This window comes from Wenyingzhuangia sp. (assembly GCF_039768515.1).
Taxonomy (GTDB): domain Bacteria; phylum Bacteroidota; class Bacteroidia; order Flavobacteriales; family Flavobacteriaceae; genus Wenyingzhuangia.
This window is the reverse complement of the sequence record NZ_JBDNAI010000054.1, coordinates 1-4,560: the sequence shown is the minus strand read 5'-3', so window position 1 is coordinate 4,560 and position 4,560 is coordinate 1. Positions and strand designations below refer to the sequence as shown.

Genomic DNA, 4,560 nt, shown 5'->3' with positions numbered 1-4,560 from the left:
TAGAACTGGTCCGTAATACCTTGGCAAAAAGAGATGAAAGAGGTTCTTTTTCATTGACCATTATTACAGGAAATTCTACAGTGTTACAAGAACGCATTTTTGAGGAAATACTCCATTTTACCAATTACACCTACTATGTACCTTCTTGGAACTTAGGACAGATCATTGTCGAGAATATAGAGTTATAATCCTTTGACTTCCTTTCCCTTCTATCTCCCATAAATATAGTCATTTAACTTCTTTTTACTTCCTTTGATTGTCTTTTTATTCGTACATTTATTGTACAGAATTTGTACAGATAATTTATCTGTACACAAACGTACACAATTATGGTTACCGTATCCACCACTCTAGTTCCGTCAGAAGCTAAAAAACGCAAGGGTCAGAAATGGGTGAAATTTTACATAAACTCACCAAACTGGACTAAGACGAAAAGACCAACGCACACAGATATCACTTTTTGGAATAGAGCGGACACGCCTGAAAAGAAATCTCATAATGAAAGAAGTAAGAAACTAGTTGCTAAGCTTACAAAAGAATACGAGGAGCTATACAAAGGCGCAGAGTATCAGAACGGCTCACAGGGGCAGATTACGCTTATAGCCCAACTGGAAGAAATGATTGACCTCAAGAAGGATAAGTCATCGTCAGCGGTTAACGGATATAATAATCTTTTAAAAGCGATGAAACGTTTTTGTAAGGATAAGGGATATAACATCAAAATGGACGTAAACAGGGTGAACATTGAGTTTGTTGACAAATGGAGGCTTTGGCTAACCACAGAAAACGCCTACAAGTCAAGTACGTCAAGGAAATATTTCGGCTTATTAGGCACAACCTTAAAGCAGGCGAAAAAATATGGAAGGCTTTATAATAATCCCTACGATGGTGATGTTGAGTATCCCAAAGATGACGACACCGAGAGGGTATACCTTACCCCTGACGAAGTTTTTGCGTTGCAAAACACACCTACTAAGTACGATGTGATGAAGAATGCTTTCCTATTTATGTGCTACACGGGGATTCGTCAAGGTGATTGTACTAAACTAACTTGGGGAGATTTACCTGTAAATGGTGATGGCGACATAACGATTAACGTTCGTACTCAAAAGGCGAAAACGAAAATCTTCTTCAAAATCAGAAAAGGAGCGAGAAAGTTCCTTCCAGAAAGAAAAGGAGATGCTGATTTAATTTTCCCTATAAAATTCGATAACCCAGTAAACAAAAATCTTCGGTATTGGGCTTTAGAAGCAGGTATAAAAGAGAAGCACATTACAGCCCACACGGCTAGACACACTTTTGCATACTTTATGCTATCAGAAAACAACACCTCGCTTTACATAGTATCGAAGCTATTAGGACACAAGAAAGTATCAACCACAGAAGACAACTACGGACATTTGTCAAATGAGAATATAGAGGACGCAATGCAAATGGCTTTCGGTGAGTAGACTCTGCCAAACTTTTTGTGGTATGGTAGTTATTACGTAGCTTTCTATACAAACAATAATCTCCAACTTCCAAAATTAATGATATGGGGCTAGAAGACAATTTCGCACAATGGGAGTATGAGTATAATACCGAATCATATTCCAAGCAAGAAATCGATGACCAATTCGAAGGGTTTTACAATGAACTCATTATCGAAATGGAAGAAAAGTACGGCAAGAAAAAGGGGAATAAAAACTACTTCCGAATTAAGGCATACCGACACAGAATTAAGAATGCTATCGTAGCACAACTTCACAAAGAGTTAACCCAGTCCGAATGCATCTCTCACACCCCACATAAGGCGTTTTACGAGGTCTTTAGTGGCAATATAGCCACAGAGCCATATGCTAAAATTCATTGGCTTAAAACAGCTACTTTGGCGACATACTTAATCGATAAACTCGCTGAAAATAAATGGTTAGATGACCATCAGCTTGACGATAAACTGGAGCGGTTTTTTCTAAAGAAAGATGGCGAGAATTTCAAAAATGCTAGCTCAACTAGAGCGAATCTTTACAGCAATAGAAGTTCGGATTACAAGCCAAAAAACCACAAAATTATTGATGATATTATCTCGAGAATCGATGAGAAGATAAATCCTTAGTACTAAGTACTCCCTGTTTTTTTCGCTTCCTTACGTTTCCATATTTGCATTGTAATAATCCTAAAAATACAATGCAATGGAAGACCGTATCCAAAAAATTGAGAGCAATCTAGAACTCATAAAGACCTTACTGCTAGGCAACAAAAAAACCCTGACACTAGAGGAGGCTTGTGAATATACAGGCTATAAATTATCCTATATGTACAAGCTTACATCTGGAGTAGAAATTCCACACTACAAACGAGGCAAAAAAGTTTTCTTCGATAAGGATGAACTCGATGCGTGGATGATATCGAATAAGATTCAGGACTTAACCACCATTGCCAGACAAGCCATCAGAAATATATAACAAAACAAAGTAATACTTATTGGTTACTTAATAGTAACACGGTAATACAAGAACGCTATATATGAAGAGCGGGTACATAAATCTTACTGACATAAAGAACGCACCAGAGCTATCGGATGGAATAAAACCACCCCGTAATGCTAAGAAATATATGCACAATCAAAGTTTACCAAAGCAAGACCCTACCAAACTTACAATGATGAAGTTATGGGATTCGTTTGCACAAATGAGAATATATCCGAATTACTTTGAAAGGTGGATAATGGATGAAGCAGATTTAATGGAAGCAGAATTAATTAGACTAGGAATTGATGAGGGATATAATGAAGATGACCTAAAGGAAGAGTATAGTGGGAACATACTAGAAGCGACTGACGCAGACATTATAACCCCCATTGAGAAAACGAAAACGAATGCTAAACCTCAACCACAACTATCTCTTTTTCTATAATAAGAGAAGAAATGTTGCAAAAAATTGCAAGGTAACGATGTACGACTGGATACATATCACTTCAAATTATGAGCAACAAGGATATTCTTTGGAGCAAGTAATGGGTAATGCTATGGTAACAGGCGAGTATAAAAACTACATCTCAAATACCAAGTGGTTAAATGGTAAGGTTACTAACGTCAGCAGCGGAAGAGCGTTGCATATTTCAGCTAATGATAGAGGTCTTTTGACCATAAAAGTTTGCCCTCCAAAATTTATTCACGGTAACAATGTACAGGAAGCAACTTTGGAAGAAACCCTGAACCTGTTTTCGATGTTATCCAATATGGTTGGTTATGACTTAGGCGATACATCTTTAGTGAAATCCATCGATGTAACTCATACCGCTTTAACGGACTTTAAGCCAGTAGCGTACTACCCTTACCTCTGCAATCAGCAAGGAGAAAACAGATGGACACTTAACAGCACATTATACTATGGTGATAAAAACTCGAAAACAAAGCAAAAGAAATTTTACGATAAAGTCAAAGACACCAAGAAAAATGGAGGCAAACAGGATATACCTGAAAAATACAAAGGACAGAATATGACTCGATTTGAGGTCGGATTAGGAACAAATGCCCAAATCAGCAAAATAATTGGTGGTTGCGACATACCTGTTCTAGGACATTTATTTACGATGGAGAATGTAGAAAAGCTTCACCATTACTGGCAGGAAGAATACAACGCTATACCAAAATTAACAGAACTAGATACAAATTTTAAGAAAGGGATGAAACAGAAAGGTGTACAGGACGAAATTATAAATGCAGCTCTTTCAGCATATGGTAGACTGAATATTGAGGAAGCAATTAATCACGCTGCTGATATGGGAGCATTAAGCTACTCCGCAAAGTCGAGGGCTTTAGGAAAATGATGAAGCCTTTCGAGGATGGTGCAACAAAGCACGATTTGATTATGGAACTAGATAAAAAGATTTTGGGGTTTGAGCCGAAGTGGGAATAGGCTATCCCTACAACCATTAGGGTATCGCTCCCTGAAATGATTAATAACTGATGTAAATATGGAACTAAATGATGCAATCGTCCTAAAAAATATCCAAACAGGATAAGGACACAATTAGAAACCTAGCAAAACAACAGCGTTTGTCAATGTCTGCCTACGTTCGTCAAAAGATGTGTGTTCTCAATAAGAAATGAGGAAGCAATAAACAGCTCCAAAACGGTTATTTAATTAATTGAATTGTGTTAAAAAAATAATGAATATTAATAAAAAACAACAATTTATGCCAAGACCTAAAGGAAGCCCAAACAAAATAACCACCGAAGTGAAAGAACAGTTACAGAATTTAATAGATGAGGTTGTAAATTCTATCGATGTGAATTCAATGGATACCAACCAAAAATTAAAACTTTTGCAGCTATCACTACACTATGTTTTACCTAAACTTAGGAGTAATGAAACGTCAGAGAAACCTAATGAGGATTTGCCGCTGTTTATTGATTAGAAGGTTTTAAAAAAATCATATATTTATTTTTAAATCTGTTTTATGAAAAGCCTTTTCAGAAGTTCACTACTTATATTTTCTTTATTTCTTGTTATAAATTCTTGCTCTAAAGATGCTCCTTTACCAGATGAACCAGTCATAACTAAATATACTTTATC

At 36.6% G+C, this 4,560-nt stretch carries 7 protein-coding genes; all 7 read left to right on the top strand.

Annotation, left to right across the window (positions count from 1 at the left end; translation table 11 throughout):
* Window positions 1-188, top strand: a 188-nt coding sequence (locus tag ABF281_RS03455; protein ID WP_347180307.1) for a hypothetical protein, incomplete at its 5' end; no start/stop codon positions are given.
* A gap of 141 nt (window positions 189-329) precedes the next feature.
* Complete coding sequence (locus ABF281_RS03450) at window positions 330-1,451, top strand: tyrosine-type recombinase/integrase (RefSeq protein ID WP_347180306.1); 1,122 nt, start codon at window positions 330-332, stop codon at window positions 1,449-1,451.
* Window positions 1,452-1,534: 83 nt separating this feature from the next.
* Complete coding sequence (locus tag ABF281_RS03445; RefSeq protein WP_347180305.1) at window positions 1,535-2,095, top strand: hypothetical protein; 561 nt, start codon at window positions 1,535-1,537, stop codon at window positions 2,093-2,095.
* Window positions 2,096-2,171: 76 nt separating this feature from the next.
* Complete coding sequence (locus ABF281_RS03440) at window positions 2,172-2,444, top strand: helix-turn-helix domain-containing protein (RefSeq protein WP_347180304.1); 273 nt, start codon at window positions 2,172-2,174, stop codon at window positions 2,442-2,444.
* 61 nt (window positions 2,445-2,505) lie between these two features.
* On the top strand, window positions 2,506-2,895 hold the full coding sequence (locus tag ABF281_RS03435) for a hypothetical protein (RefSeq protein WP_347180303.1): 390 nt from the start codon (window positions 2,506-2,508) through the stop codon (window positions 2,893-2,895).
* A 37-nt stretch (window positions 2,896-2,932) separates the two neighbouring features.
* Window positions 2,933-3,811 carry a phage/plasmid replication protein gene (locus tag ABF281_RS03430; RefSeq protein ID WP_347180302.1) on the top strand — a complete coding sequence of 293 codons (879 nt, stop codon included), beginning with the start codon at window positions 2,933-2,935 and terminating at the stop codon, window positions 3,809-3,811.
* Between the two features lie 369 nt (window positions 3,812-4,180).
* On the top strand, window positions 4,181-4,402 hold the full coding sequence (locus ABF281_RS03425; RefSeq protein ID WP_347180301.1) for a hypothetical protein: 222 nt from the start codon (window positions 4,181-4,183) through the stop codon (window positions 4,400-4,402).
* The last annotated feature ends 158 nt before the right edge of the window (window positions 4,403-4,560 follow it).

Coding starts and splice junctions, on each gene's coding strand:
- ABF281_RS03450 (WP_347180306.1), top strand. CDS start 330: ATGGTTACCGTATCCACCACTCTAGTTCCGTCAGAAGCTAAAAAACGC.
- ABF281_RS03445 (WP_347180305.1), top strand. CDS start 1,535: ATGGGGCTAGAAGACAATTTCGCACAATGGGAGTATGAGTATAATACC.
- ABF281_RS03440 (WP_347180304.1), top strand. CDS start 2,172: ATGGAAGACCGTATCCAAAAAATTGAGAGCAATCTAGAACTCATAAAG.
- ABF281_RS03435 (WP_347180303.1), top strand. CDS start 2,506: ATGAAGAGCGGGTACATAAATCTTACTGACATAAAGAACGCACCAGAG.
- ABF281_RS03430 (WP_347180302.1), top strand. CDS start 2,933: ATGTACGACTGGATACATATCACTTCAAATTATGAGCAACAAGGATAT.
- ABF281_RS03425 (WP_347180301.1), top strand. CDS start 4,181: ATGCCAAGACCTAAAGGAAGCCCAAACAAAATAACCACCGAAGTGAAA.